Origin of the sequence: Flavobacterium fryxellicola (assembly GCF_900143245.1) — a bacterium.
GTDB lineage: Bacteria > Bacteroidota > Bacteroidia > Flavobacteriales > Flavobacteriaceae > Flavobacterium > Flavobacterium fryxellicola.
Genome location: NZ_FRDK01000028.1, coordinates 1 through 2391 on the forward strand (window position 1 = coordinate 1; position 2391 = coordinate 2391).

Annotated in this window: 3 protein-coding genes; all 3 read right to left on the bottom strand. The window is 32.8% G+C overall.

Annotation, left to right across the window (positions count from 1 at the left end; all coding sequences use genetic code 11):
- Positions 1-69: 69 nt before the first annotated feature.
- Complete coding sequence (locus tag BUA03_RS16410; protein ID WP_245792701.1) at positions 70-237, bottom strand: transposase; 168 nt, start codon at positions 235-237, stop codon at positions 70-72.
- 223 nt (positions 238-460) lie between these two features.
- A complete protein-coding gene (locus BUA03_RS16770; RefSeq protein WP_066082393.1) occupies positions 461-652 on the bottom strand; it encodes a hypothetical protein in 192 nt (63 codons plus the stop codon).
- A gap of 449 nt (positions 653-1101) precedes the next feature.
- Positions 1102-1311 (bottom strand): hypothetical protein, encoded by a 210-nt coding sequence (locus BUA03_RS16275; protein WP_066082389.1) that lies wholly within the window; start codon positions 1309-1311, stop codon positions 1102-1104.
- Positions 1312-2391 lie beyond the last annotated feature (1080 nt).

The window sequence follows — 2391 nt, forward strand, 5'->3', positions numbered from 1 at the left end:
GATCAAGAACAAAACTTGGGGATTAGGCAAATAACTTAGTTAACCTAAACAGGAAGAAATCTACTTTTCTCACTCCTCTAAATTGATTTCTGAATGCTTTAATTTTAGCATTGAAGGATTATTCACTGTTTTCTGTTTTATTTTGGAGTTCATGAATTTCATTTCTGCAGAAGCATTTGTACTTCGTTTATCAAAGTAGTTTACTATAGAATCATAATTGATTTTTATAGTGTTCATGATTTAAATTCAGCGCGAGCTACTTTTCATGCCTTTTCGGTAATTTGCTTAGAACATAAATTTTATAGGTTTTGTTCTCAAAAACATTTCGTAAGTCTTGCGAAAGGCTATATCCTTTTTCAATATCAGAATATACTTCGAATAATAATTTTGCTCTTTAGGTTTGGTTTTCAGACTATTTTGATTTGTTTTTATATAAGAGGTAGCGGCTTCTAGCTAATAGTTACTTAATGGTATCGCCATTTGATAGCATCTTGGATTCGAATTTAGTATTTGTGAACTTAGCTTTTTCAGTAGCTTGATGTTTCATGTCATTCGCTTGCCATCTATATTTAATCCTGATTTCTTGTGAAACTTCGAGCGCTAGTATTTTGACAGGGAAGCGTTCTGTAACTCTTACTGCACTGGAAATCATTTCTTAACAATAAGCCCCATATTAGCTGCCATATCGATTGTTATTTCAGTAACTGAATTTCTTAGCTTTAGTGGTATTTTTTCTAATGTAGCAATAATGTCTCTGCTTTGGTTCCAGCAACCATGGCTATTGTAGTTCCCTTTCTGCCTTTACCAGTTTTTGTGTTACAATAGTATAGAGTTCGCCATTGGATAGAGATGTTTCATCTATTGACGATTGTTTTTCAATGTTTTCAGGAAAAACAAGCCATTGTTTTGCGTGCGACTTTTGCTTCTGATCTTTAAAATCACGTAAGTAATCTTTGTGCTGATCTTGCAAAGTCCTTCCAGGGCTCCCGTAGAAGAAGGCGATAGCATTATAATTACTTGTACTGAAATCTATTTATCTTTTTTTAAGAAAGACACAAACCCTTGATTTGCAGGAGTTTCGTCTGCTACTAAATTCCAGTCTCAAAAAACTACTTTTCCTGTGTTTTCGTTGAGCCATCTTCTGCGTGCAATATGAAGATATTCTTGATTTCCACGAAGAGGAATTGAATTGATCTCCTTCAAATAAAGATGAAGTATCTGTTCTTCCTTTTTATAAATAATTAATTCAGAATATTTAACAATGACTTTAGGTAACAATAGCCAGATTATTTTGTTATATAAATTTTGCATTTGCTACAATTAGGAGAAACAAATATCTTAATTTTTATATTCCCCACAACTTTATGATTTGATCCGTATTTAACAATAATTTCTAATATTAATAAGTTAATACGCTATGTAAGGGAGTCCTGCTTTTGCAGATAAGTTTTAAATTACGAATATTTTTTGTTCAATATTTCCACATAACTTTTAGTGTTGATCCATTTATAATTGGAAAACCTAGGAGAATAGTATTTTTTATCCTAATTCAAGGAGATTTACTTATTTTTAGATTTAAAAGGTCGCTCTACAGCGCAATCTTACTGAGATTTTCGCTGCATTAGAGCCCTATGAAGGAAATTTTATATTAGTAAGTCCTTTTTTTTGTGTAAGATGCTTCTATTGGATTTGTTTAGGCAGCATAATACTTGTGTAAAGCAGGGCACTGTTGCTTTCTGAGGATATGTAAATAAGCAGGATGCTTTTCACGAAGCCTGAACTGCTTTTAGATTAGCTCTTTAATGGTGAAATTCCCTGATCGCTAACTTCTTGGAATTGTTAGTACAGGTTGATTGAAAATTATAAGTACTTTATTCTAAATATATGAGTTTTAGTTCTTCGACTCAGTGTTCTTATTATGGAGGCAAACGCGGAGCTATTGTATTGTTAAGTAAAAATGCTGGGCTTAACGAGGGGGCTTTTAGAATCTGCAACAAGACCGAAGTAAGTTGCTTTATGTTTATCTTTCTGCAGTAATAAGGTAATGCATGGCTGAGCTTAGTTCTATATAAATAAAGTAAGATCGCTCTGAAAAGTATTGCAAACATAGTTTTGGTGCTTATTAATATGTGCCAAAGCTTTATGACAAGAGCAATAGTATGAAGTACAATGTAATTACTGTTATAAAGTTCGCGCAGGGGTTGTACATTTCGTCACTTTTTGAGGAAGTGAAGCGAGAGATCAGAAAAAACTTTTTTTTCAAGAAGCGTATTTTCAGCGAGTTAAATGCAGTATAAAGAAAGCGATAAAAAAAAGCGAATAAAAAGCTTGAATAACGGTATAAAGGTGTTAGTTTTGCACCCGCAACAACGGCAAACGTTCCTTTAAATA

Bases quoted from the DNA above. Each gene is read 5' to 3' on its own strand.
- BUA03_RS16410 (WP_245792701.1), bottom strand. From the start codon at position 237: ATGAACACTATAAAAATCAATTATGATTCTATAGTAAACTACTTTGAT.
- BUA03_RS16770 (WP_066082393.1), bottom strand. From the start codon at position 652: ATGATTTCCAGTGCAGTAAGAGTTACAGAACGCTTCCCTGTCAAAATA.
- BUA03_RS16275 (WP_066082389.1), bottom strand. From the start codon at position 1,311: ATGCAAAATTTATATAACAAAATAATCTGGCTATTGTTACCTAAAGTC.